The sequence below is a fragment of the Nostoc sp. FACHB-110 genome, from assembly GCF_014697425.1.
Taxonomy (GTDB): domain Bacteria; phylum Cyanobacteriota; class Cyanobacteriia; order Cyanobacteriales; family Nostocaceae; genus Nostoc_B.
The window spans coordinates 81473-106457 of record NZ_JACJRU010000001.1; the positions used below are offsets into that span (position 1 = coordinate 81473).

At 40.9% G+C, this 24985-nt stretch carries 20 protein-coding genes; 11 read left to right on the forward strand and 9 right to left on the reverse strand.

Annotation, left to right across the window (positions count from 1 at the left end):
• Positions 1–137 precede the first annotated feature (137 nt).
• The 3 genes from H6G69_RS00225 to H6G69_RS00235 all read left to right on the forward strand — a co-directional run bounded on the left by H6G69_RS00225 (position 138) and on the right by H6G69_RS00235 (position 2365).
• Positions 138–800 carry an ATP-dependent Clp protease proteolytic subunit gene (locus tag H6G69_RS00225; protein WP_190680379.1) on the forward strand — a complete coding sequence of 221 codons (663 nt, stop codon included), beginning with the start codon at positions 138–140 and terminating at the stop codon, positions 798–800.
• Between the two features lie 111 nt (positions 801–911).
• Positions 912–1505, forward strand: a complete 594-nt coding sequence (locus H6G69_RS00230; RefSeq protein WP_190680382.1) for an ATP-dependent Clp protease proteolytic subunit — start codon at positions 912–914, stop codon at positions 1503–1505.
• Between the two features lie 176 nt (positions 1506–1681).
• The gene (locus H6G69_RS00235; RefSeq protein WP_190680383.1) at positions 1682–2365 is read left to right on the forward strand and encodes a J domain-containing protein; all 684 of its coding nucleotides are present in this window, start codon (positions 1682–1684) and stop codon (positions 2363–2365) included.
• Between the two features lie 278 nt (positions 2366–2643).
• On the opposite strand, the gene truB is transcribed toward H6G69_RS00235, so the two are convergent.
• The 4 genes from truB to H6G69_RS00255 form a co-directional block, all read right to left on the reverse strand.
• The gene (truB, locus tag H6G69_RS00240; RefSeq protein ID WP_190680386.1) at positions 2644–3519 is read right to left on the reverse strand and encodes a tRNA pseudouridine(55) synthase TruB; all 876 of its coding nucleotides are present in this window, start codon (positions 3517–3519) and stop codon (positions 2644–2646) included.
• Between the two features lie 29 nt (positions 3520–3548).
• Complete coding sequence (locus H6G69_RS00245) at positions 3549–4352, reverse strand: Uma2 family endonuclease (RefSeq protein ID WP_190680388.1); 804 nt, start codon at positions 4350–4352, stop codon at positions 3549–3551.
• A 67-nt stretch (positions 4353–4419) separates the two neighbouring features.
• Complete coding sequence (locus tag H6G69_RS00250; protein ID WP_190680390.1) at positions 4420–6234, reverse strand: alpha/beta hydrolase; 1815 nt, start codon at positions 6232–6234, stop codon at positions 4420–4422.
• Positions 6235–6494: 260 nt separating this feature from the next.
• On the reverse strand, positions 6495–7418 hold the full coding sequence (locus H6G69_RS00255) for a DMT family transporter (RefSeq protein ID WP_190680392.1): 924 nt from the start codon (positions 7416–7418) through the stop codon (positions 6495–6497).
• Between the two features lie 500 nt (positions 7419–7918).
• On the opposite strand from H6G69_RS00255, the gene H6G69_RS00260 reads away from it, so the two are divergent.
• Positions 7919–9994, forward strand: a complete 2076-nt coding sequence (locus H6G69_RS00260) for a cytochrome-c peroxidase (RefSeq protein WP_190680394.1) — start codon at positions 7919–7921, stop codon at positions 9992–9994.
• Positions 9995–10169: 175 nt separating this feature from the next.
• Positions 10170–10361 carry a hypothetical protein gene (locus tag H6G69_RS00265; RefSeq protein ID WP_190680396.1) on the forward strand — a complete coding sequence of 64 codons (192 nt, stop codon included), beginning with the start codon at positions 10170–10172 and terminating at the stop codon, positions 10359–10361.
• A gap of 71 nt (positions 10362–10432) precedes the next feature.
• On the opposite strand, the gene H6G69_RS00270 is transcribed toward H6G69_RS00265, so the two are convergent.
• Positions 10433–10882 (reverse strand): Hsp20/alpha crystallin family protein, encoded by a 450-nt coding sequence (locus H6G69_RS00270; protein WP_190680397.1) that lies wholly within the window; start codon positions 10880–10882, stop codon positions 10433–10435.
• Positions 10883–11237: 355 nt separating this feature from the next.
• Here H6G69_RS00270 and H6G69_RS00275 point away from each other — a divergent pair, with 355 nt between their 5' ends.
• From H6G69_RS00275 to H6G69_RS00290, 4 genes are all read left to right on the forward strand, one after another.
• Positions 11238–11558 (forward strand): multidrug efflux SMR transporter, encoded by a 321-nt coding sequence (locus H6G69_RS00275; RefSeq protein ID WP_190680399.1) that lies wholly within the window; start codon positions 11238–11240, stop codon positions 11556–11558.
• A 241-nt stretch (positions 11559–11799) separates the two neighbouring features.
• Positions 11800–16842: an eIF2A-related protein gene (locus H6G69_RS00280; protein ID WP_190680401.1), complete on the forward strand. Its 5043-nt coding sequence runs from the start codon at positions 11800–11802 to the stop codon at positions 16840–16842.
• A gap of 59 nt (positions 16843–16901) precedes the next feature.
• Positions 16902–17699, forward strand: a complete 798-nt coding sequence (locus tag H6G69_RS00285) for a basic amino acid ABC transporter substrate-binding protein (protein WP_190680402.1) — start codon at positions 16902–16904, stop codon at positions 17697–17699.
• Between the two features lie 259 nt (positions 17700–17958).
• Positions 17959–18195: a hypothetical protein gene (locus tag H6G69_RS00290; RefSeq protein ID WP_190680404.1), complete on the forward strand. Its 237-nt coding sequence runs from the start codon at positions 17959–17961 to the stop codon at positions 18193–18195.
• A gap of 236 nt (positions 18196–18431) precedes the next feature.
• On the opposite strand, the gene H6G69_RS00295 is transcribed toward H6G69_RS00290, so the two are convergent.
• Positions 18432–18668, reverse strand: coding sequence for a DUF2795 domain-containing protein (locus H6G69_RS00295; RefSeq protein ID WP_242071934.1), 237 nt, complete (start codon positions 18666–18668; stop codon positions 18432–18434).
• Positions 18669–18789: 121 nt separating this feature from the next.
• On the reverse strand, positions 18790–19308 hold the full coding sequence (gene purE / locus H6G69_RS00300; RefSeq protein ID WP_190680406.1) for a 5-(carboxyamino)imidazole ribonucleotide mutase: 519 nt from the start codon (positions 19306–19308) through the stop codon (positions 18790–18792).
• Between the two features lie 98 nt (positions 19309–19406).
• Between purE and nagA the strand changes: the two genes are divergently transcribed.
• On the forward strand, positions 19407–20588 hold the full coding sequence (gene nagA, locus H6G69_RS00305; RefSeq protein WP_190680407.1) for an N-acetylglucosamine-6-phosphate deacetylase: 1182 nt from the start codon (positions 19407–19409) through the stop codon (positions 20586–20588).
• An 80-nt stretch (positions 20589–20668) separates the two neighbouring features.
• On the opposite strand, the gene H6G69_RS00310 is transcribed toward nagA, so the two are convergent.
• Positions 20669–20887, reverse strand: a complete 219-nt coding sequence (locus H6G69_RS00310) for a hypothetical protein (RefSeq protein ID WP_190680409.1) — start codon at positions 20885–20887, stop codon at positions 20669–20671.
• Positions 20888–21412: 525 nt separating this feature from the next.
• On the opposite strand from H6G69_RS00310, the gene bchM reads away from it, so the two are divergent.
• Positions 21413–22102, forward strand: coding sequence for a magnesium protoporphyrin IX methyltransferase (gene bchM, locus H6G69_RS00315; RefSeq protein ID WP_190680411.1), 690 nt, complete (start codon positions 21413–21415; stop codon positions 22100–22102).
• Positions 22103–22258: 156 nt separating this feature from the next.
• On the opposite strand, the gene H6G69_RS33700 is transcribed toward bchM, so the two are convergent.
• Complete coding sequence (locus tag H6G69_RS33700; RefSeq protein WP_397326869.1) at positions 22259–24979, reverse strand: PAS domain-containing protein; 2721 nt, start codon at positions 24977–24979, stop codon at positions 22259–22261.
• Positions 24980–24985 lie beyond the last annotated feature (6 nt).

Below are 24985 nucleotides of genomic sequence, written 5' to 3' on the forward strand. Positions count from 1 at the left end.
TCACAATATCTTAGAAGTCTAGCTTTAACAGATGCCAGCAAACTCGTCTTTTTAGCGAGGAAACCGCACCTGACTCTAGCTGGCATCGCGCTAGGATGTATTACAGTTAACGGCATATTTTCAGGCGATCAGTTGCTATGGACAATTCCCCCATCAAGGCTGTTCAAGCCCAATACTACGGCGATAACTCCTACCGGACACCGCCGCCAGATTTACCATCCCTACTTTTAAAAGAACGAATTGTCTATCTGGGAATGCCACTGGTGCCTGCTGTCACGGAATTGATCGTGGCGCAACTTTTGTATTTGCAGTCAGACGATCCCGAAAAGCCTATTAAAATCTATATCAACTCGACCGGCACATCCGGTTACAGTGGCGACCCCATCGGCTTTGAAACCGAAGCCTTCGCCATTTATGACACAATGAAATACATTAAGCCGCCCATCCACACCATCTGTATTGGTTCGGCGATGGGTATGGCGGCGATGCTACTTAGTGCTGGTACTAAAGGTTGCCGCGCCAGCTTGCCTAACGCTAGCATTATCCTGCACCAGCCCAAGAGCTACGCCCAAGGTCAAGCTACAGATATTCAGATTCGGGCGAAGGAAGTTCTGGCAAACAAGACATCATTAGTAGAGATTTTGACTCGCACCACCGGACAGACGGTAGAAAAAATCACCAAAGACATGGATCGTCTCTTCTACATGAATGCCTACCAAGCTAAGGAATACGGTTTAATCGACCGCGTGTTTGAAAAAGAAGAACTCGCCAATCCACCACTGCCTGCGAGTGTCCTTTAAAGGATGAAGTGTGAAGTATGAAGTATGAAATTTTATTTTTTGCCTTCATTCTTCAACTTTTACCCTAAATACTTATTTATGCCCTCAATTTAGTTACGAACGGAGTTAATTATGCCTATAGGCGTTCCCAAAGTTCCTTACCGGATGCCCGGAGGGCAGTTTACAGACTGGATTAGCATCTACGATCGCCTCTACCGGGAACGGATTATTTTCTTGGGGCGTGATGTTGATGATGAAATTGCTAACCAAATCATCGCGGTTATGCTCTATCTGGATTCGGAAGAGCCAGGTAAAGATATTTACTTGTATATCAACTCTCCTGGCGGGATGGTGACATCTGGTTTGGCAATTTATGATACGATGCAACACATCAAATCTGATGTTGTCACCATTTGTGTCGGTCTAGCGGCTTCAATGGGTTCTTTTTTGTTGACTGCGGGTGCTAAAGGCAAGCGCCTAGCTTTACCCCACTCCCGGATTATGATTCACCAGCCTTCTGGGGGAACTCGTGGACAAGCCACGGATATCGAAATCGAAGCCAGAGAAATTCTGCGGATTCGCAATCAACTCAACAACATTTACGCTCAAAACACTGGTCAACCTTTAGCGAAAATTGAAAAAGACATGGATCGTGACTTTTTCATGTCTGCTCAAGAAGCTAAAGAATACGGTTTGATTGACCGTGTAATTGAAGAAAGAATCTAGAAAAGTATGAAGGCTAAAGTATGAAGTGTGAAATTTCATACTTTATACTTCATACTTCATACTTTCCCAAAATTGTCTAGTTTGAACTATAAATTAGAAAATTAGTGTTTATCATTAAAACCTTAGGCTAACAGCACATAGCTGCTAGCTTTATATTAGATAGCTGATAGCTCGAAATGGATCTAGGAGATTGCTACCGTTTATTGGGTTTAAGGTCGGGAGCCTCGTTTGCCGAAATCAAATCGTCTTACAGACGGTTGGCACAGCAATATCATCCCGATATCAACCCGGATGACAAAAAAGCTAAAGATAAGTTTATTGCCTTGACAGAAGCTTATAGGCTGCTCTTAACGGTAGTACCGCCAGAGGAACCAGTCGAACAGCCGCCAAGCCAGCCGTTCACGCCGCAACGCGAGGAACCAAAAACAACAGCCAAAACCACGGTTTTTACTGAACCCTTTGTCTCTAAGCGAGAAGAAGCAAAGGCTACTCCTTCAGAAACAACGCCTAAAACGACAGTCACCACCGAAAAGCCCCATACTCCGCCAGCCAATATTGCGGAAATTGAACAACGGCTGAAGTGGAAGACTTACGAGCAATTACAAAGATTTTTAAAAGAAAAACGATTTCCCCAAGCGATCGCACTAGCAGAGGCTTTAGTAGACCGCTTACCTAAAGATGCGGAAGTTCGCCAATGGCTAGCCATTGCTTATCAAATTTGGGGAAGAACCTTAATTAACGAAAATCAAGTTCTTAAGGCGCGAATTTACTTGAAAAAAGCCTTAAAAACCGATCCACATAACAAAGCTTTGTGGAATGAAGTGCAACGCGATTTTCAGAAAATAGAGCAGATTTTTTAAAATTTTCTCTGGCGATTAGGGGAACCCATTGTCTGTTCCCTTTTCCCGCTCACCTTCTGCCAGGTCTTCGTCCTGAATGTAAAGATGGTAATTAGTCGTAGCCACTGAATTTTATTTTTTGATAAAGTAACTAGTCATTAATTACCAATCTTTTTATTCAGTTAGTAAAATAAGCTTTACAGGAAACAATTACAAGATGGCCAGTTTGTTTTATTCTACTGGCTATCCTTTTTTTACACAAGGGCGCGAATGCGATCGCCTGATATCTACACTTTTCGTTACGAAACTGGTTCAAATACCATTTGCGGAATTAAAGTTTGATTTTCTAGTTGTCCAATACCTAAAAATCGCGTTTCCTCTGCATAGACGCGCACAATTCCCGAACTTTCATTAAAAGCTACCTTTTGTCCTTGACACCATTTATGAGCGATATTTGCAGGTAAATTCACAATAGGCAAATGCTCTAAAGCGACATCAGGCAGAGTTAGTTGAAATGTCCCTGCTTGTAATTGGGTTTCTAAGTCAGTCATAGTCAAACTATGATTTAAGTTAAAACCGCTACTAGTGGTACGTGTTAAAGCGGCAAGAGTTCCGCCAGTATTTAAAACTGCGCCTAAGTCACGAGCGATCGCTCTAATATATGTACCACTACCACAAGCGATCGCCACATCTAATTCCGGGAAATCTCCGGCGCGCCAATCTAAAATTTCTGTACTAAAAATTTCTACAGTTCGTACTGGAACTTCTACCGTTTCACCTTGACGCGCCAAATCATATAAGCGTTTACCTTCTACTTGAATAGCACTGTAAATTGGCGGGATTTGTTCAATTCTGCCCTGAAATTGCGTGAGTGCAACTTGGACTTGGGCTAAATTCAACCCAGGACAAGGTTGGGAAGCGATAATTTCGCCTTGCAAATCATCAGTGGTGGTGCTGACACCAAACCGAATTGTGGCTTTATAGGCTTTGTCTCCTGGGAGATATTGCAATAATCGGGTGGCTTTACCCACTGCAATGGGTAAAACTCCAGTCGCCGCCGGATCTAACGTACCTGCGTGTCCGATTTTTTTGAGGCGCAGTAACTTGCGCACTCGCGCCACACAATCATGACTAGTCCAACCAAAGGGTTTATTTAAGTTGAGAAAACCTTGCACAGTGTTCTTTTTGATGACAAATCCCTATTTTAACTATCATCGGGATCTATGCCTAATTCTCGTAACTTGGCGGCTAACGCTGCATTGCGCTGACGTTCGGCTTCTAAATTTGCTATCGCATCATCCGCACGTTGGCGTTCTTGTTCTGCCCTTTGACGTTCTTGTTCTGCACGTTGGCGTTCTTGTTGGGCTTGTTCAGAACTCCATAACAATAAATTACCTGCTTCATCCCACCAACGCAGCCAATAAATATTGAACCCTAAGCGAGTTCCTTGCCAGATTCCCAGAAATAATTGCAATTCAGGAATCCAGAACCGTCCTGATTCTGATGGTTCTTGTAAAGAATATTGGCCATTTTCCAACCGACGCACTTCTAAAGTGACTTCGTAAGGATTAAAAATTATATATGTGGAAACCTGCAATATTTTTTCGTAAAAATAGAGTTTTCCGTAAGGAAAGGTAGGACGAATCGAATATTCACCGTTATCAGTGTCAGAAAGAAATTCCATCACCACAGCTACAGGTTCGCCTTCTATATTAGGGGTGTAGCTGCGACGAATTATCCCTGTACTTACTGGTGAGACGCGCGGTACATATACCCAATCTGGTGCTTTGACGACAACTTTTTGATTAATACTAGCGACAATCCCAAAATTAGAAGCAATCAACATTTCTGGTTGAATGCGATTTGCTGCACCTAACACATCTGTTAGCGCGGCTGCAAGGAAAGGCTGTAGATTATTTTCCACTGGGTCATCAGGCAAAATAAAATCGTCTGGCAGTTTTTCCCAAGATACGACAGGGGTTTGACGCTGTGGTGCGGCTAAAACCATGATGGTTAAAAATGTCGCTGGTGTATGGGGATTATTGTAAATATTTTAAGGTAGTTTGGGCGATCGCTTATCTGTTCTTAATAGGGAACAGGAAACAGGCAAAAGGCAACAGTCCAATCCCCATAATTAAAATTAGAGGATTTTGATAAGGACACGACACACTAATATTCAACAGCCAAAATCCAAATTTAACTATGGAGTCAGAAAGTGCTGCTTTAGTAGTTGGGTAGGAATGTCTACTAACGATTGGCGTTAGTTCAACAGTATTCAGAGACTGAACAAGATTTAAGCCCAAAGATGAGCTAGCAACTTTTTGGGCGTAAGCTGGATGCAGGTAAGAGAGGTATTGTGGCTTTTTGGCAACGTAGGTTTGAAAAAAAGGCAAACTGAAAATATTGATGTAGCGTCGTGCTTGGGAAGCATCACCAACCACATCTGCGGGTAATTGTATTTGTCCTGATGCGGGGTTGCTATCGCCAATAGTTGAGAAATGGGTTCCGCCTACTAGGGTGAGCAAGTATTTGTGAGAACTAGTCAACCATGAAAAAGGTAAGACTTGCTCGTATAACGCTGGTGCAATCGTGTCATTGCTACTAGCGAAAATCATAACGGGCGTTTGTATTTGGCTTAAACCAGCTTTACCGAAAATAGAACTGGTAATGGGGCTAACAGCGATCGCTGCTTTGACTCTGGTATCTTGTAAGTTGTAATTTGAATGGTTTTTTAGTTCCAAAGCCCGACATTGAAATAGCAAAGATAGATTCCAAGTTTGATCGAGATTTGTACTTTGACAATCTTTTTCTAACTGCTGAAAATTAATTTTTGCACCTGCCAAAGCTAAAGCTGTGTAACCACCCAAAGATTGACCAAATACACCCACTTGTTGCAGATTTAGTTTACCTTTGAATCGGTAATCTGTTTTGTTACCCTTCTCTAGCTGATTCAGGATATATTTAATGTCTAACGGTCTATCGGTAAATTCGTTAGGTTGATTAATTAGCGATCGCAATTTTTTAGTATTACTCTCTGGATGGTTGGGAACCACCACAGCAAACCCATAAGAAGCTAAATGTGTAGCTAAATATTGAAAGTTGCTGCTATTTGTACCTAAGCCATGAGAAATTACAATTACTGCGGTTGGAGAGCGAACATTCGGAATATAAATATCAGTTAATAGTAATCGATTGCGGGTAAAGTCAAAAAAACTTAAAGTATATTTTTGTGATATAAAGTTGCCTGGTTGTTGTAAATCTGGTAATTGCCAGAAATTGCTTGGTTTCGGAAGAGTGACAGATTCTAGATTAGCCCTTTCGGTAACTTTAGCGATCGCTTGATTAGTTGCTGTAACAAGACTGTCTAATTCGCCAGCAATGGCAAAACTCCGCCCTAAATCAATGCGGATATTGTTAGCGGGATAATGGCGTAATAGATTTAATAAATTTAACCCATCTGGTTCGGCAAGGGACTGAATTAATGCAGAGCGCATCTGATTTAATTCTAGTTGTAACTGGGGGGATTTACTTTGAATAACTTCTGTAAAACGCTTGAGCAATAATTCTCCCTGGGGTGTTGAGAGAAACTGTGCAACTACCGCCGGGCTAGATTTGACGGGGGTAATTAAAATTCGCTGTAATTCTTGAAATTGTGTTGGTGGTACATATTTTTGATAAATTGCTAATTCATCATCAATAATTCCTTGTTTGGCATACTTTTCTAAAGTCGCTACAGAAATGGATAGCTCTAAATTAGAGTAGGATACATAAACTCGTTCTGCTGCTTTTACTGATAAATTAAAGCCGCATATTTGCAGCAAAATTGTGACCACCAGCAAAAGATAATTTTTTTGTAGGGTGCTGGCTAAATGACCAAACAAACTATTCATCGCTCAACGTTTTCACTGGGTGTTGGCTTTGGTAGTTATGCAGTCGCCCGATTCAACTAATTTGTAATATATGGAAATTTCCCAAGCGTAATACTTCTACCTAAAATTTGCCAAGATAGATATGAAGTAATTACTAACTACGCTGATAACTCTCAAAAATCATAACAAATAATAAATTATCTTGCCTCTGTATAGGTAAATATGTAATGTAACGACAAAAAATCAATTTTTTGGTGTTTTATAATACCAAATAATGTAGGTTATTTCCTCTGTTTTAGGGCGATCGCCATAGAACCAGCTACTACTAAACCCGCTCCTAAAATACTAATTAAAGTGATATTTTCTGGGGGTATTAATGTAGGTGTAAATATGGCAACTAACTCAACTGAAATGAGCGTCACGATTGGTGCTAAAGCTAACACTGCACTCACTCGGGATGCTTCCCAATGTTCTAACGATTCCGCAAAAGCACCGTAAGCAATTAAAGTATTAATACCACAAAAAATTAATATTCCTAAATCAAAACCATTAAGCTGGAAAATAGCACCTGGTTTTGCCAAAGGTGTTAATAATATCGCAGATTCTCCGTAAATCATCATCATGATATGAGGAGAAGATAACGATTGTAACAATTGCTTTTGTGCTAGGGCATAAATAGCCCAGACCGCCGCCGCTAAAACTATTAATCCACTGCCAAAAATATACGTTCCCTGTGCGGTAATTAAATTGGCTAATTGTTCACGAAAAAATACAATATAACCGCAGATAAGTACACCGACACCAAACCATTGTTGGGGTGTATAACGTTCATGAAAAATTACTAAACCACCTAAACCTAATAACAATGTAGCTAATTGAATCAAAACTTCCGCATTTGCAGGCGATGTCAAGGCTACACCTTGCATAAATAGGAAATAATTAGCGGTTAACATAATTGCAGCGATCGCTAACAATTTCCCAGCAGTAGAATCTAATTGTCTTAACTTTGGTAACTCACCCCGCACGCCTAAATAACTAGCCAGCAAGACGAAGGACACCAAAAAACGAAACCAAATAACTGTGTAAATATCCAGCGATCGCATTATTAACGCTAACGCAATAGGTAAAATTCCCCATAACAGGACGGTTATTAGAGATAAGGTTAGCCCTAAACGCCAGTGACCAGAATTTTGATGTAGTGACATTCAGTTATGGTAACAAAACCTCATTGGTTATGGGGATTTGCCACAGAAGTAAAGACGCGATATATCGCGTCTCTACAAAATTTATGTATGTTGTTATGAATTTGCAATGCTATTAAACCCATATTTATCTATTTATATCAAAGTTAAAGTGTAATGGTATCAGGATTTAGGAGGGATGTGTATAAAAATTCACTAAGACTTTCTTTTACCATCCTGATAAAGTTTAAGATATTGCCTTAATCCGCTTATTTAAATAATATTAACTGCTTTCTATATTGACAAGTAATTTACACATTAATTGAATGGCGATCGCTCTATTTTAGAAGCATCAAAGTGAAATTATGCGTATATACTTACGTAAAATTTACAGTAATATAAAGTTTCACTTTTAAAGAGTATGCAGTAGCAAAAAAGGTAACTAAATATGGTAATTTTTGACAATCAAAAATGTTCCCTTAGCTTTAATAACTCAACGTAATGTTTTTTTCATCATAAAAAACATGGAAATCCTACTTTTTGTTGGCTTACTAGTGGGTGTATCACTATGGCTAATTTCTTTTTTACGTACTTCTCAGGGTAAACAAAGAAAAAAGCAGAAATTGAATTTTTTCAAATCAAAACGATTTGTATCGAGATTTTCTCAGCCAATAGTAATTGCTGCAATAATTACTATTGCGATCGTTGCGGGCAATACTGTCTCAGCACAGGTGACAGCACGTCCCTTAGTTTCACTAAAAACAGTTGCAGTTCCAGAACCCGACAATCTCAGCGAATTTATCAAAGATAAACTAGCAGCTATCAAACTCGGAAAAGCCCTATTTTGGGACATGCAAGTTGGTAGCGATGGTATAACATCCTGTGCAACTTGTCACTTTCATGCGGGTGCTGATAATCGAGCGAAAAATCAGATTGCGCCTGGGTTGTTGCGAGTTAACGCAGACAAAACAGCAAATCCAGACACAGTTTTTGATGTCGGTGGCGCACCCAACTATAAACTTAAGCCTGAAGATTTTCCCATCAAAACAAACGATGTCGTTTCTTCACAAGGCGTATTCAATAGCCAATTTATCGACGTTACACCAGGTAGTGCTGTAGATCAAGTCAAGTCAGTACCTGACTCAGTATTTAACGTCAATGGTACAAATGTACGTCGTGTTGAACCGCGTAACACCCCTTCAGTAATTAATTCTGTATTTAACTTCCGGAACTTCTGGGATGGTAGAGCGCAAGAAATCTTCAATGGCGTAAATGTATTTGGCTTAAGAGACGCCAACGCTTCTGTTGTCAAAGCAGTGACTCTTAACCAATTAGAATCTGTAAAAGTTAGCCTCAATCATGCCTCTCTAGCTTCTCAAGCTGTTGGGCCACCAATCAGTTCCTTTGAGATGTCTGCGGATGGTCGCACCTTTGCTGAAATAGGTGATAAGTTCGGTACGATTGATCAAAAATCCCATAGTGCTGGTAAAGGTAAGAAACTACTGCGAAAACTAGGGAAAAAGTTAATTGGTAAAGGAAAAGCCCTAAGACCCCTAGGTAAACAGATTGTTCATCCTCAAGATAGCGTTTTGGGTAAAGAAAGCCGTTGGCCCCTACTTGGACTGCAAACTGCAAGCTACGAAAAACTGATTACTGATGCTTTCAAACCCGAATGGTGGCGTTCAAATCAGATTATTCAAATCAATACTGACGGTAGCAAAACTTTTGTCAGCAAGCCAGACAAATCCTTACAAACCAATGAATACACATTGATGGAGTACAACTTCCCGCTATTTTTTGGGCTGGCTGTGCAGATGTACGAGTCTACACTCATTGCTGACGATACACCATTAGATCGCTACTTAGAAGGAAACACCAACGCCCTAACCGACCAGCAAAAACGCGGCAAAGTTTTATTTGAAGGTAAAGCTCAATGTACTGGTTGTCATAACGGTGGAGAACTCACTAAAGCCACAGTCAGTGCTGTAGAAAACGAACGTATTGGGACAATACAAGTTCCTAATTTGCCAAGATTTGTCTTTGATGAAGGCTGGGTCAATATTGGTGTTAGACCTCCATTAGAAGATGTTGGTGTTGGTGGTAATGACCCCTTTGGGAATCCATTATCAGAACCGCGATTAGCTCTTTTAGGAACTTTTGAGAAGTTGCTTGGTTCCAAACCTAATACTACTGTGACTACCAATGATTTAATACTTGCGGATGGTAGTTTCAAAATACCAGGATTGCGGAACATTGAACTGACTGCACCGTATTTCCACAATGGTGGTTACTTGACTTTGGAACAAGTTGTAGACTTTTACAACCGTGGCGGAGATTTTCCGGGTGCGCTGGCTAAGTTGAATTTAACAGATGCTGAACAAGCAGATTTGGTAGCTTTTATGAAAGGACTCACTGATGAGCGAGTCCGCTATGAAAAAGCTCCCTTTGACCATCCACAATTATTTATTCCCAATGGTCATTGGGGTGATACTAAATTTGTGATTGATGATGGTACAGGCAAAGCCAAAGATGGCTTCTTAGAAATTCCGGCTGTTGGCAAAAAAGGCGGTTATGGCACACCTAATTTCTTAGAAGATTAGTCAAGATTTAGCATTGCTAAGTCTCTACAAACCCTGTAACTATACAGGGTTTTTTTGTTAAAAGAAATCGGCAATAAACTGTTCCATATTTAACTTGCATCAGATGGGCGGACAAGATGTCCAACCCACAAGAGTTTGATGTTATTTCAATATCCAAGGTTGGGTGAAGCGAAGCGTGACCCAACAAAATTATGGAAGTGTTGGGTTTCACTGCGTTACACCCAACCTACCTTTAATGCATTATTTGAGCCTTGCCACGCCACTACTAGATTTGAGTAGGGGTTCTTTAATTATCTGTTACCTGAGGGCGATCGCAACTTATTTCCCCAAAAAAATCCCCGAATTCATTCAAGAAGTCGGGGACTGAGTTTAGCAATCAGTTAACTCTGCTATGACATCTCTCTACTAATCTGAAGATTGTTGAATACCTAAACCTAATTAACCAATAGATTCTAGATTTAGCTTCACAACTTTTTTCTTTTCGTCTTCGGCTTTAGGCAGAGTCAGATGCAAAATACCATCTTTATATTCAGCAGTGACATGGTTATTTTGAATGCGGGTTGGCAAAGGAATTAAGCGTTGGAATTTACCGTAGTGAAATTCAGTTTTAATTACGCCTTTGTCTTCAGTTTTTGTTTCAGATTTGCGTTCACCACTGATGTAAACAGCTTTTTCAGTTACTTGGATATCTAGTTCTTTGGCTTCGATACCTGGTAGTTCTAGTCTGAGTTGAACAGCCTCTTCCGTTTCTTGCAATTCAGCCGCCGGCACTTTGGTTAAGGTTCTTTCTAAAAGTGTAGATGGTAGCATATCTTCTTCAAATAAACGATTGAGTTGTCTTTGAACAGTGTTAATTTCTTGCCAGGGGTTCCAACGTACTAATGCCATAATATCCACCTCAGATAATGCCTAATATTTGTAGTTTATTTAGATGTAAATCATTTGATTTGTTTTATCTTATTCACAAATTATCAGGGCGTAAATTCGGTTTTTATCACTTTGAAAAGGATGATTACCGAACTAAATTATTTGCCTAATTGAGGGTGCGGTTAATGCCCATATTTTTGGTGTAATAACCCGAATTTTGTTTGCTCTCAACCTGTATATTAAAGTTGTCATCAAATTAGCAGAAGACTTTAATTTTTTACTGTAAAATTTTTGCTGCTCTGATTTTGTCGTATATGTAAGTATGTAAAATTGGTTACTTATGTGTACGAATTGCCATTAATTATCCATAGCAAACATGATCAATAGTTGGATTTATCTCATTGCTGCAATTGTTTTTGAAGTCGCTGGTACAACTTCCATGAAGTTATCTGAGGGTTTTACTAAAATGATTCCCTCAGTTTTAATATTTGTCTGTTATGGAATTTGTTTTAGCTGTTTTACTTTAGCACTCAAAAAAATTGAAGTTAGTCTTGCTTATGCTGTTTGGTCGGGTTTAGGCACAACTTTAATTGCTAGTATTGGGGTGCTTTGGTTCCGCGAATCTATGTCTACGATGAAATTTCTATCTATCGCTTTAATTATTGTCGGGGTAATTGGGGTAAATTCTAGTAAATAACCAAATCTTATTGTCTTTACTCAATCTTGGCAGAGATTGAGACTACCTGCATAAAACTTAGCCAGCAAACGTAGTCATAACAAGTTACAGTCAAAGAAAGTAACCTAGGGGTGGGAGTAGGAAGTGGGAAGTCGGAAAGAGTGATTTTGGGGGTACGGATTTTGTTGAAAAATTAAATAAGAGTCCTATATTTAATAACTCAGTCGGCGATTTAGAATAATATTGAAAATTAAAAACTATTATGTGTCCTGTTGGTGTTACTACCAGTCGTTCATTAAAAGCTAAACAAACAATTGCTCCTAAGCTTTGGTTATTGCTGGTAGGAGTCAACCAATACCAGGATCAACAGCTTGCTTGTCTGCGTTATTCTGCAGTTGATTGTCAGGTGTTAGCAGAGGCTTTAAAAACTGCTACCCAAACGCAATTTTCACAAACAGAAGTTAAAGTTTATCATGATTTTGTACCTCAATTACCACTGTTAGCAAATGTTCGAGAAAGTTTAAAAGAAATTACCAATACCGCTCAATCACTAGATACAATTTTGGTGTATTTTTCTGGACATGGAATGCTTCAGCCAGAGACTCAGCAAGCATTTTTGTGTTTAGCAGATACGCAAAAAGATAATCTCGAAAATACAGGTTTAGCTGTCCAAGAATTATTGCAACTATTAGGTAATAGTCAAGCACAACATCAGTTAGTGTGGCTGGATGCTTGCCATAGTGGGGGTATGACGCTACGAGGTGTGAATCCCACACCGCGATTAGTGGAAGTTTTGCAGCAACGTGCAGCCAAAAGTAAGGGGTTTTATGCGTTACTTTCTTGTGATACAGACCAACAATCTTGGGAATTTCCTGAATTAGGTCATGGGGTATTTACATATTATTTAATGCGGGGTCTGCTTGGGGATGCGGCTGATCATCAAGGTGTAATTACTGCCGATGGATTATATAGATATGTTTATCACCAAACGCTGCAATATATTGATAAGACTAACCAACAATTACGGTTAATTAATCAGCAAAAAAGAGGGAAAGGAGATACACAACTTTATAGCGAATATCCTTTGCAAACTCCGAAGCGAATTGTTGAGGGTGTTGGCGAAGTTGTTTTGGGCGCGATGGGTGCGATCGCTCAATCTTTTTCCCCAAGAACAGCATTAATTATTGAAGGGATTAGCGGCTCACAAGCAGCACTTAATTTTAGTAAAGTTTTAGGTAATGCTGGTGCGTTTGAGTTGGAATATTTACCGCATTCTGGTAATACTAACTCTAAAGATATTCGAGCAGCTATTAAAGCTTGTTTGTTAACTACCTCGCAAGCAAAGCAAACCGTTTTGCTATATCTGCGCGGTCGTTTAGAAGAAACTCCCTCTGGTGATGCCGCCTTAGTTTTATTAGATAATATTTGGTTAAGCCGTTCTTGGTTAAGACAACAACTGAGACGTTCTTTAGTAACGCAGCAAATCATCATTTTAGATTGTTTAAACAGTCAAACTTCTCTGCAAGAATGGGTAGAAGATTTACAAGTTGGTTCGGAAACAGGGCAATGTATTATTGCTGCGAATTTCCCGAAAAACAATCCTGAATTATTTGCTCAAGCTTTAATTGATACCTTAAAATCTGCTTCAGTAACAACTGGGTTATCAGTAGCAGCTTGGATTACGCAATTACAAGTTTATTTAGCACAAATACCTTTACAAGTTTGGTTATCGGGGACGCAAGGCGTAATTGAAATTATCCCAGCAAATACAGGCGCTCGTAACTCGAAAAAACCAGCATTAGATTTAAAAATTTGCCCCTATCCTGGTTTAAAAGCTTTTGCTGAAGAAGATGCTCAATATTTTTATGGTAGAGAATCTTTAACTGGGCAATTAATTGCTCAATTAGCACACAAATCATTTTTGGCGGTGGTGGGTGCATCTGGTAGCGGTAAATCTTCGGTTGTGCAAGCAGGCTTAATCGCACAGTTGCGTTCTGGTAAACAACTTCCTGGGAGTGACTCTTGGTTAATCAAAAGTTTGCGTCCTGGTGCAAATCCTTTGGAGGCTTTGGCGCGACGTTTAGGAGAGTCAAAAGAAATTCCCCTACACCCTGACACCCCGACACCCCATCTCCTTATTGAAGGAATGCTTTACCAAGGTGTAGAAGGCTTTGTTTATTGGGTGCGGAGCCGACCGGAACCGATGGTAGTGTTAGTGATAGACCAGTTTGAGGAACTATTCACTCTCGCGGCGAGTGAGGAGAGACAACGGTTTTTAGAATTGCTACTGGGGGCGGTGGAGTATGCGGCTGATAAATTTAAGTTGGTGCTAACTGTCCGCGCCGATTTTATCGCCTCCTGTTTGGAAGTTCCCGCCTTGGCTAACTTATTGCAACAGTCGAGTGTGTTGGTTCCGCCAAAACTCAGCAATGAGGACTACCGCCGCGTTATCGTCAACCCAGCCGAACAAGTAGGGTTAAAGGTAGAAGCGGGACTGGTGGAAGTTCTGTTACAAGAATTGAACCACACCGCCGGAGACTTACCACTACTAGAATTTGTGCTGGAACAGTTGTGGGAGTTTCGCCAAGCAGGTGAGTTAACCCTGGCGGCTCATCAACAGCAAATTGGCGGAATTAAAGGGGCGTTAGAACGCAAAGCCCAAGAAGTTTACGAAAGTTTAGATAAGCCAGCCCAAGAATGTGCGCGTTGGATTTTTCTGTCGCTGACGCAGTTAGGCGAGGGGACAGAAGATACTAGACGCAGGGTATTGAAGTCGGAATTGGTGGTGCAGAAATACCCTAATGATTTGGTGGAGAGAACTTTGTTGGCGTTGACGGCGGCGAAGTTGGTAGTGGTGAATTTAGATAATGAGGAGTTGGGAGGGCAAAAAGGCGGCGGCGAAGTTTTACCTTTGGTGAATTCTGCACCTGTAACTATAGAAGTTGCTCATGAAATTCTCATCCGTCATTGGTCAACTTTGCGCTGGTGGTTAGAAGAAAATCGCTCTCGGTTACGGTTAACGCGGCAAATTGAGCAAGCTGCTGCTTTATGGAAACATCATCATGAGCAACCTGATTTTTTGTTGCAAGGTGTCCGGTTAGGCGAAGCTGAAGAAATTTATGTTAAGTACACCGATGAATTATCGGTGGATGTACAAAATTTTATTGCGGCTTGTTTAGTTGCGAGACAACAACAACAATTAGAGCAGAAAAAACGACTACGACAAGCACAAAGGGCAGTTGCAGTGATTAGTATTTTAGGAATTGCGGCTGCTGGTTTTGGTGGCTTTGCTTATTTACAAAAACAAGCCGCGCAGTTACGAGAAATTGCCGCTTTAAATGCCTCATCGGAAGCATTTTTATTATCTAATCAACAATTAGAGTCAGTAATTTCGAGTGTGAAAGCAACAAAAGAAATTCAGCAAGTTTGGTCATCAACTCAGGATATTCAAATAGCCACGGCGGCAACTTTGCAGCAAGCTATGACACAAACCCAAGAAATTAATCGCTTGCAAGGTCACACCCAACAAGTTAATGCTGTTAGTTTTAGTCCTGATGGAAAAATGCTGGCTTCTGCTAGTGATGATGCAACGATTAAGCTGTGGGATACTGCGGGAAAATTACTGAAAAATATTAAAAATAATAGTAAAAGAGTAACTGCGATCGCCTTTAGTCCCGATAGTAAACTTTTAGCTGCGGCTAATGCTAATAATACTATTCAACTCTACAACATAAATGGTGATTTAATTCAAACTTTTAGCGGACATACCGACATTGTTACTGATGTTAGTTTTAGTCCTGATGGTAAATCTCTTGCCTCTTCTAGCCTCGATAAAACTATCAAATTATGGCGGCTTGATGGCACTCTGCTCAAGTCTTGGAATGCTCATAATGGTTGGGTAAATACTGTTACCTTTAGCCCTGATGGGAAAATTATCGCCTCTGGTGGTGAAGATAATTTAGTTAAGCTTTGGCAAACATCCGATGGTAAGTTGATGAAAACTTTAGTCGGACATCAAGAACGAATTAACCGCGTCAGCTTTAGCCCAAATGGTAAAAACATTGCCTCAGCTAGCGGTGATACAACTATTAAAATATGGGACACTCAAGGTAAATTATTACAATCTATAGAAGCCCAGAATAAACAAGTTAATAGTATAAGGTTCAGTCCAAACAGTAATACTTTAGCTTCTGCTGGGGCTGATGGTAATATGAAAATTTGGAATTTGAATGGCGATTTAATCTCAACTATTCCCGGACATAGCGAACAAATTCGAGATATTAGTTTTAGTCCTGATGGTAAAATGCTTGCCTCTGCAGGTGCTGATAAATCTATTAGGCTGTGGCAGGTAAATAATCAGCCAATATTAACAGATAATATTCAAAGTGTAAGTTTTAGTCCCGATGGTAAAATGTTCGCTGTTAGTAGTTGGGATGGCAAAATCACGCTTCACCAAGCAGATAAAAATATTATTACATTATCAGATAATGCTGATGCAGTTACTTTTAGCCATAATAATCAAATTTTAGCCATAGCCAAGCCAGATAAAACCATTAAAATTTGGGATATCAAAAATCAAAAATTAATTAAAGTCTTATCAGGACATAACGAGAGAATTACAAGCCTGAGTTTCTCACCAGATAACAAAATCCTTGCTGCTGGTAGTGCTGATAAAACGATTAAATTATGGCAAATATCGGATGGGAAATTATTACAAACTCTGACAGGCCATCATGATGAAGTAACAAGCGTAATTTTTAGTCCTAATGGTAAATTTCTCGCTTCTGGTAGTGCTGATAATACAGTGAAATTATGGCAAATTGACGGCAAATTAATTAAAAATCTCACTGGTCATGGTTTAGCGATCGCAGCCTTGCAATTTACCCCCGATAGTAAAATCCTAGCCTCAGCCAGTTGGGATAATACTATCAAACTTTGGCATATCCCCGATAGCAATTTAATCAACACTCTCAGCGCACATTCAGATGGTGTAACTAGCCTCAGCTTTACTCCCAATAGTCAAATACTCGCTTCCGGTAGTGCTGACCATACTATCAAGTTATGGAATATTTCTGATGGCAAATTAGTGAAAACTCTGCTAGGCCATCCTGGTAAGGTAAACAACATCAGTTTTACTGCTGATGGAAAAACCTTATTGAGTAGTGGCGAAAAAGTTGAGATGATATCGTGGAATCTAGATTTAAATAATTTAATGCAACAAAGTTGTCGGCGTATTACTGATTATCTCCAGAATAATGCAACTGTAAACCAGAGCGATCGCCATATCTGCAATTCTAGTCAGTGATAGGTAACAAAGTAAAAAGTATTTTGTTTCCCGCAGAGGATTTTTAGGAGTCAAAAAATATGAGACGTATACTTTTAAAATGGCAACAACTCATTCTCAGCTTAGGTTGTCTCATCTTAATTGTTAGTTGCCAAAATTCCTATTCAGCTACGAATTCATCAGTTTTAACAGTTGCGACAGACCCAACTTTTATCCCCTTTGAAATCAAAAATGCTGAGGGTAACTTAGAAGGTTTTGATATTGACTTGATGAATGCGATCGCTAAAGCAGTAAAATTAACAGTTAAATTTGAAAGTTTACCATTTGATGGCATGATTTCAACTCTGCAAGCTAAAAAAGTTGATGCCGCAATTAGTGGAATTACAATTACACCAGAACGCCGCCAAACAGTTGATTTTTCAAGACCTTATTTTAAAGCTGGGTTAGCAATTACAGTCCGCGCCGACAACCAAGATATTCAAGATATTAAAACACTCCAAGGTCGCAAAATAGCTGTCCAAATTGGTTCCACAGGTGCGGACTTTGCTAAAACAATTCCCAATGCCGAAATCCGCACCTTCAATTCTGGCCCAGATTTTTTTCAAGACTTACTCAATGGAAATGTTGATGCAGCAATTAGTGATGCCTTTGCAACTATCTATGCTATCAACAACGGTAAACTCAAAGGTCTCAAAGTTGTCACAAATTTATTAACAGAAGAATATTACGGCATAGCCACCCCAAAAAATTCTCCTCATTTAGACGTAATTAATCAAGGTATTGCCAAAATTTTAGCTAATGGTACATATAAACAAATTTATCGTCAATGGTTTAACACTGAACCACCAAATTTACCTGAATCTGCACCACACTCATAATCTTCTTTGTGCCTTTGCGCCTACCCTGCGGGAAGCCGCTACCGCGTCTATGCGCGAAATAAATTCTCTTCTAGAAATAGCTAATATAAATACCTCAGCTTCTCCCTATCCCGAACATTAAATAAAACACTCTAACTCTATCCTCAGGCTGACTATCAGGAACAGTTATTGAATAAGCAATTCCTATCTCCAGGTAGAAAACTTTCATGCAAATTAAACTTATTCTGAGAGCATAAACAACTGAAAAAGGTACAAATTTATGCCATCAGATCCTAAAGATAATCGTCAAGAAGACGCTAAATACGACGCTCAAGATAACCCTGGAACTGAAACAAACATCCCCACCACAGAAGATGGTGATACACCCTTAGATGAAAGATATCGGATGACTGGTCAAGAGTCTGGTACTGATGTTCGTAGCGGTGCAGAACCAGAAGCAGCTGGCGGTACAGTCACAACACCCGGTCTTCCCAACCAAGGAACAGAATCTCGTTAAAAAGATGCGGAGAATGTTTGGTAGCGCAATTATGTGGAATTACCTTGTTGTTTGTGCTACCAATAATATCTTAAAAGTTACTTGTTTGATTGTTGCTTTTTAGCTTATTGATACACATCTCTACCCTATATATAACACCCTAGTTGATTTGGAAAAATCGACAAAAATACCCGACTGCTTATTTTAGAAGTCGGGCATTTTTTTATTTAAAAATTATCTAAAATTTTACTATGAATTCACAAAGGTATGTTGCTTAAAGTTTGACTTACAGCCGCGATCGTTTCATAATTTTTGAGTGGCATTTTCTTCAAAGCTCGGAGAATTTTCTCATCCGCACCATGTTCTTCAGCATTTTTGATCAAGTCTTGCTTTGTGGCTGGGTAGTCAAGTATTCCTAAGTTTTCTTCTAACTGTACAGGAGTAATGTTTAACATTGTTAGCCGCTTGAAGGCTTGACGAGATTTAAACTTCATGAGCAACCAGTTCCTCAACTCTTTGCTCAGATTAAACTGAAATTCTTCACCTCTGCCTCTAACTTTAGAGGGGAATCAAACTGAGATATCAACAGTTTTTGATACCTCAGTGTTATGATGGTTAAAGTTCCTCTTTTAAATATTGTTCATAACCAAGCTGTTCTAGTTTCGCTTGCTTTGTCATGACTAATTCTGATAAAGATTGGCGGTATTGCTGTACTTTTTGGAGTAATTCTGGTTGGTGAGTTGCCAGAATTTGCACAGCTAATAACCCGGCATTTTTCGCGTTGCCGATCGCTACAGTAGCAACTGGGATACCTGCGGGCATTTGAACGATAGAATATAGAGAATCAACACCTTGCAAATTCCGAGTGGCAACAGGTACGCCAATCACAGGTAAGGGTGTCAGCGAGGCTACCATGCCCGGTAAATGAGCCGCCCCACCTGCACCAGCGATAATCACCTTAATGCCTCGTTGATGGGCTGTTTGGGCATACTGTACCATACGTTCTGGGGTACGGTGGGCAGAAACAATTGCTACTTCTGTTTCTACACCAAACTCGTCACAAACTGCGATCGCATCTTTCATTGTGGGCAAATCAGAATCGCTGCCCATGATAATACCAACAAGGGGAGACATAGAATTTTTAATTTTGGATTTTGGATTTTCGATTAAAGGCTGATTGCTAGATTTACAATCGTGTCAGACTCAGACTTAGCTACTTTCAGTCAAAAGTGATGACCCAAGCAACACAAAACCCCATCGCTACAAACGTAGATATTATCAATGCGCGTGTACCTGGTTATCAAGATTTGCAGATGCTCTTAGTTAATCACGAAGGCGTGATTGAGCAAATCTTACCAATGGGTACGGTATTGAAACGCATTCCTAATCCTGATTTACAAGTCTGGGATGTAGCTGGTGACTGGATTTCATTAGGTGGCGTTGATTTACAGATTAACGGTGCGCTAGGTTTAGCATTTCCCGAATTAACTCAAGAAAATGCCTTTAGGCTGCCAAAAATTTCGCAGTATTTGTGGGATGTGGGGGTTGATGCTTATTTACCCACATTAGTCACAACTTCCATAGAAAACTTTCAGCGATCGCTTAGTATTATTGCTGATTTTGCTGCTCACCAAACAACTGGAGCCAAAATCTTAGGCGTACATCTAGAAGGGCCATTTTTAAACTATGGCAAACGCGGCGCCCACCCAGCAGAATATTTGCTACCACTGACCATTGAAGAAGTCAAACGGGTATTAGGTGATTATGCTTCTGTAGTGAAAGTCATCACCCTCGCACCAGAATTAGACTCCACAGGCGAAGTCATCCCCTATTTACATTCTTTAGGTATCACCGTCAGTTTAGGACATTCGCAAGCTACCGCAGACCAAGCGCAACAAGCCTTTGATTTGGGCGCAACAATGGTGACTCATGCCTTCAATGTCATGCCGCCTTTACATCACCGCGAACCTGGATTATTAGGTGCAGCAATTATCAATCCAAATGTCATGTGTGGTTTTATTGCCGATGGTCAACACGTTGTGCCAACAATGCTGAAAATTTTGCTCAGGGCAACTCAACAACTTTTTTTAGTGAGTGATGCCCTCGCACCATTGGGCTTACCTGATGGGATGTATCCTTGGGATAGCCGACACATTCAAGTTAAAAACGGTACAGCCAGACTTTTAGACGGTACATTATCAGGCACAACTTTATCGTTATTTGAGGGAGTGCAGAACTTAGTAAAATGGGGAATTTGTGATGTAGAAAAAGCAATTACACTTGCGACGAATGCACCCAGACAAGCCCTGAATTTACCAGTGATTTCTCCAGGTCAAAGAGCTAATTTATTACGTTGGCATTGGGATGATTCTCAACAAGCATTGACTTGGCAACGATTGTTAAGTAAACCATAAAAAAAAGCTTGTGGTATCACAAGCTTTTGAGGAGATAGTATTAACAAATATTTTTGGGCGACGGTGATCAATTTCGAGTATCAAGCTCGTTCTTCAAGATAACCGTCCCCTTGTATGCGCCGGAGTTGGCTACCAATCCAACTACCACCTCTAGCCATACATACAGGACAAACATCACCATAGCTATCACCTTGATTGCTACATACAATTAATCTGGCTGCTCCCATTTCAAATGAGTGATTGCATACTAAACAAATTTGCTGTTTTTTCAAAGTGTTACATTCAATTGCGAATTGCATATTTTTCTATCCCAAAAATTCGCTTTCATGTTTAAAAAAAGTCTTGCTTAGTTCTCAAAATAAATCTAGTTTTAGCTGGCTAACATCTATCAAAGGAAATGTAGGCAACAATTTAATTGTGCTAACATTGCCAGAAAAAACCCCATCATTGATATGATGGGGTGCTGAGGTTTGTATTTGCTATAAAGTGGATACTGGTAACTTTAATTTATTCTTGAATTGATTGTATCTTCCTCTGAGAACTATTCTTCTCTACATAGAGAATGGTTCACCGTAAAATTGATCAGTTATCCAGAACACAATTAGATGAAATCATCAATTTGATTTGAATACAGTTTTTGTTCCCCCAACCCTATCTTCACGAGTAGGTTCAAAAATCAAATCAGATTGCTGTAATAGAAATAGTTAAGTGCAGAATTGCTACTAAGTAAACGGACAAAATCAAAAATCTGTGAAAGCGATCGCTCTTGTCGGTTCGCATCAATGATAATTTTAAGGATTGGGAACCCTTAAAAATCGAAGTTTATGAACGCAGCCGACGATAAAACGATTGTACGCGAATATTTTAATTCCACAGGGTTTGACCGATGGAAGCGAATCTATGGCGATGGCGAAGTTAACAAAGTTCAACTAGACATTCGCTATGGCCACCAGCAAACTGTGGATAAAGTTATCGGCTGGCTGAAGAATGATGGCAATTTATCAGAGCTATCAATCTGCGATGCTGGGTGTGGTGTGGGTAGTCTCAGCATTCCCCTAGCTACCGAAGGCGCAACAGTTTATGCCAGCGATATTTCGGAAAAAATGGTAGAAGAAGGCAAAAAAAGAGCCTTAGAAACCTTGGGCAATGGGACAAATCCTCACTTTGCCGTACAAGATTTAGAATCGTTGAGCGGTAATTATCACACCGTGATTTGCCTAGATGTTCTCATCCACTATCCCCAAGAAAAAGCCGATGAGATGATTTCTCACCTTTGTTCTTTGGCACAGTCACGCATAATTATTAGTTTTGCACCCAAAACCTGCGCCCTCAGTTTACTGAAGAAAATTGGTAGTTTCTTTCCTGGTGCTAGCAAAACTACTCGCGCCTATCTACATCGGGAAGTTGATGTGTTGAAAATTCTGGAAAAGAATGGCTTTGCTGTACAACGCAAGGAGATGACTAAAACTCGCTTTTATTTCTCCCGCCTGATTGAAGCTACACGTCATGAGTAGGGTGTAGTGAAGACTACACATGAGAGTTGATTTCTCAGAGCCAGATTTGGGGGATTCTCCCCCAATCCCCCTGCAAAATTATACGGGGCTGTAGCACATACGGGTGGTTCAATGCTCTCTCTTCCCCTACACCCTACACCCTACACCCTGCGGTCTTTATGATAAGTCTTTTGCCGGAGATGAATTGATTAAGGACGCGATCGCCTTTAGCAGTATCTCTGTTTCTACAGGTTTAGGAATGTGCTGCTGAAATCCTACGGATAGGGCGAGTTCCCGATCAAACTCGCCAGCGTAGGCTGTAAGAGCGATCGCTTTAATTTTACCTCCCTGTTCTGGTGGTAAGGCTCGAATCTGCCGCAGCAGCATATAGCCATCAATATCTGGCATTCCAATATCACTAATTAGCACATCGGCGGGTCTTCGCCTCAAGATGGTGAATGCTTCAACTGCGGAAGCAACGGCAATCACGTTAGCCCCAGCCTGTTGTAATAAAAATGCAATTAAGCTTCGTGTATCAGTCTCATCATCTACAACTAAAACTTGAATACCGCTTAGATTAAACCCTATTTCCGGCAATGGACAATTTGAATTGACACTGGGCTGAGTAGGCATAAGTGGTAGCTGCACAGTAAATGTAGCTCCCAAGTTTTCACCGGGACTATCGGCCCGTACTGTGCCACCATGCAGTTCCACTAGATAACGGACAATCGCCAGCCCTAACCCCAACCCGCCAAATTTTCGGGTAGTTGACCCATCTTCCTGGCGAAAATAATCAAATACGTAGGGGAGAAATTCTGGGCTGATACCTTTACCTGTATCTTGGACTTGGATTTGAGCAAACCCATCCACACACACTAGCCGCACTTCTACTTGCCCACCTTGAGGAGTAAACTTGACTGCATTTGTCAGCAGATTCCAAATAATTTGCTGGAGGCGGGTAGAATCACCAGAGACAGTTCCTGAATCTAGCTGAGTTTGAATTTGAATGTTTTTGCCGGTTGCGGCTAAACGTACAGTTTCTAGGGCAGCTTCAATGGTTGTGACTAAATCTACCGGATGATGACTCAGCACCACCTTACCGCGCAGAATCCGCGACACATCCAAAAGATCCTCAATCAGTTGGACTTGCAGTTTGGCATTGCGTTCAATTGTTGCTAGACCTTTGGCTGCTGTCTCTGGGTTGAACTTTTGGGTTTGCAACAACTGTGACCAACCAAGAATTGGGTTCAGGGGCGATCGCAATTCGTGGGATAACACCGCCAGAAATTCATCTTTGATGCGGTTGGCTCGTTCGGCTTTTTCTCGTGCTGCTTGCTCTTGCTGCAACAGCAGCGCTCGCTGTTTTGCCAGTTCTTGCTTGTCGTGAATGTCTGTTAATACGCCAAACCACTGCATGATTTGTCCCTGCTCATCCTGGAAGGGCATAGCGCGTACCAAATGCCAACGATATGCTCCATCTGCCCGCCGTAGTCGGTATTCTGCTTCGTAGGGAATGCAGTTTTGGACTGATTCCATCCAGCGTTGATATACTCGCTCTAAATCATCGGGATGGATGACGGTTCGCCAATTTAAACCGAGCAACTCATCATAGGACAAACCAATATAATCACACATCTGCTGATTTACATAATTATTCTGCCCTTGGGCATCGGTAGTCCAGACCATTTGGGGAATTGCTTCGACTAAATAGCGGTAGCGTGCTTCACTTTCTTTCAAGGCAGTTTCGGCTTGGATGCGCTCAGTAATATCAATACTCAAACCATACCAAGCCTCAATCTGTCCATTGGCATCACAGCGTGGCAAGGCGCGGAAAGCGTGCCAGCGATATTCCCCATCGTGGCGACGATAACGCACTTCGCCCTCGTAAATTGCCCCTGTCTTTTGGCAATTTTCCCACTCAGGTAAAATCCGCGCGGCATCGTCTGGGTGCATTGTGTAAGACCAGCCTTGACCAATGGCTTGTGCTTTTGTTTGTCTGGTGAAGTCATACCAGCGATCGTTAAAAAAGATCACTTCGCCATTGGGTGAGCAAACCCAGACCAAAGCAGGTGCGGCGTTAGCGATAGTCCGAAATTCTGCTTCACTGCGGCGCAGATTTTCTGCGGTGCGGGCGTTTTCAATCTGTATGCAGATTCGGGTGGCGAGTTCTTGGATTAACTCAATTTCGTCGCTGCGCCAGTTTGAGGTTGTCTGACGATGACCAATAACAACCAATTTTAACCGTCCCTCGCGGATGCAGGGTGCGATGAGAATATCGTTAATGGCAACCACTCCGCCGGCTTGCAGATGTTCGAGTTGGCTGTTGCTTAAATCATCCGCCAACCGATATTCGCTGTTTTCCTCTTCTCGGTTGTGGTTGGCATAAATTACTTGGCCTGTATCTGTTGTGTCGTTGATTTCAGTGAACTTCAGCAGCGAAAAGCCAAAGTAAACACACATCTTGTGACCAACGATCGCCAACATTTCGCTGATACTCATACCACCAGCCAAATCTTTGCTGATTTCCGCTAAAAATTTTGCGTTGTGTTCTTGACGTTTGCGATCGCTAATGTCAAAGACGACACCAATAGAGCGAACTGCTTCGCCATGTTGGTTGTAAGTAAAACTTCCTAATGCAGCAATCCAGACAACCTGCTGATTATCTGCCCGGATTGCTCGGTATTCTGAATTATAGAGTCTGCGTTCTTGCCGAGACTGTTGCCATTCTTGGATGACTTGATGGCGATCGTCAGGATGAATCCGACTCATCCACATAGTTTCGGTGGCTTCGCCTGTTGGCGAGCTTTCATAGCCCAATAAAGTGAAATGCAATTCTGACCAGATTGCTTTTCCCGTGATTAGATCAATATCCCAAGTACCCAAATGGGCAGCGGCCATTGCTAG

Bases quoted from the DNA above. Each gene is read 5' to 3' on its own strand.
- purE (WP_190680406.1), bottom strand. From the start codon at position 19,308: ATGTCTCCCCTTGTTGGTATTATCATGGGCAGCGATTCTGATTTGCCC.
- H6G69_RS00255 (WP_190680392.1), bottom strand. From the start codon at position 7,418: ATGTCACTACATCAAAATTCTGGTCACTGGCGTTTAGGGCTAACCTTA.
- bchM (WP_190680411.1), top strand. From the start codon at position 21,413: ATGAACGCAGCCGACGATAAAACGATTGTACGCGAATATTTTAATTCC.
- H6G69_RS00310 (WP_190680409.1), bottom strand. From the start codon at position 20,887: ATGCAATTCGCAATTGAATGTAACACTTTGAAAAAACAGCAAATTTGT.
- H6G69_RS00270 (WP_190680397.1), bottom strand. From the start codon at position 10,882: ATGGCATTAGTACGTTGGAACCCCTGGCAAGAAATTAACACTGTTCAA.
- H6G69_RS00230 (WP_190680382.1), top strand. From the start codon at position 912: ATGCCTATAGGCGTTCCCAAAGTTCCTTACCGGATGCCCGGAGGGCAG.
- H6G69_RS00245 (WP_190680388.1), bottom strand. From the start codon at position 4,352: ATGGTTTTAGCCGCACCACAGCGTCAAACCCCTGTCGTATCTTGGGAA.
- nagA (WP_190680407.1), top strand. From the start codon at position 19,407: ATGACCCAAGCAACACAAAACCCCATCGCTACAAACGTAGATATTATC.
- H6G69_RS00250 (WP_190680390.1), bottom strand. From the start codon at position 6,234: ATGAATAGTTTGTTTGGTCATTTAGCCAGCACCCTACAAAAAAATTAT.
- H6G69_RS00290 (WP_190680404.1), top strand. From the start codon at position 17,959: ATGCCATCAGATCCTAAAGATAATCGTCAAGAAGACGCTAAATACGAC.
- H6G69_RS00235 (WP_190680383.1), top strand. From the start codon at position 1,682: ATGGATCTAGGAGATTGCTACCGTTTATTGGGTTTAAGGTCGGGAGCC.
- H6G69_RS00285 (WP_190680402.1), top strand. From the start codon at position 16,902: ATGAGACGTATACTTTTAAAATGGCAACAACTCATTCTCAGCTTAGGT.
- H6G69_RS00225 (WP_190680379.1), top strand. From the start codon at position 138: ATGGACAATTCCCCCATCAAGGCTGTTCAAGCCCAATACTACGGCGAT.
- H6G69_RS00295 (WP_242071934.1), bottom strand. From the start codon at position 18,668: ATGAAGTTTAAATCTCGTCAAGCCTTCAAGCGGCTAACAATGTTAAAC.
- H6G69_RS00275 (WP_190680399.1), top strand. From the start codon at position 11,238: ATGATCAATAGTTGGATTTATCTCATTGCTGCAATTGTTTTTGAAGTC.
- H6G69_RS00260 (WP_190680394.1), top strand. From the start codon at position 7,919: ATGGAAATCCTACTTTTTGTTGGCTTACTAGTGGGTGTATCACTATGG.
- H6G69_RS00280 (WP_190680401.1), top strand. From the start codon at position 11,800: ATGTGTCCTGTTGGTGTTACTACCAGTCGTTCATTAAAAGCTAAACAA.
- H6G69_RS33700 (WP_397326869.1), bottom strand. From the start codon at position 24,979: ATGGCCGCTGCCCATTTGGGTACTTGGGATATTGATCTAATCACGGGA.